The sequence below is a fragment of the Neisseria sp. P0021.S007 genome, assembly GCF_051956855.1.
Genome location: NZ_JBQCXA010001395.1, coordinates 1 through 488 on the forward strand (window position 1 = coordinate 1; position 488 = coordinate 488).

Sequence of the window (488 nt, forward strand, 5' to 3'; positions counted from 1 at the left end):
CATTGACCGCGCTAAAAGAATTGGGTGTTTGTACGCTGGAAGATTTACAGGAAATCGGCGCAGTCCGCACATTTCTATTGCTGAAAGCGTCGGGTTTGACCGTAACCAAAAGCACCTTGTGGCAACTGGCTGCGCTGGTTTCAGGTGTAGATGTCCGGCATATTTCCGAGGAGAGAAAGACGGAGCTGGGCGAGGCCTTGAAAAACCATCCGCCTGTTGCCGTTTTCCCTTCGCAAAACGATATGGAAACCTTTATGCGGCTGGCGATAGAACAGGCCAGACAATCGGCGGCCTTGGGCGAGATACCAGTTGGCGCGCTCATCGTATATCAAGGTAAGGCAATCGCAGCGGCACACAATACCTGCATTGGCGACCACAATGTCAGCCACCACGCCGAAATTAATGCGCTTGCCGCCGCAGGTAAGGCCTTGCAAAACTATCGCTTGGCAGACTGCGACGTGTATATCACATTAGAGCCTTGCTCCATG

General features: G+C 52.7%; 1 protein-coding gene. It reads left to right on the forward strand.

Annotation, left to right across the window (positions count from 1 at the left end; genetic code table 11):
- Nucleotides 1–2: 2 nt before the first annotated feature.
- On the forward strand, nucleotides 3–488 hold a 486-nt coding region (locus tag ACTHUR_RS19360), incomplete at its 3' end, for a deaminase (protein ID WP_440400413.1).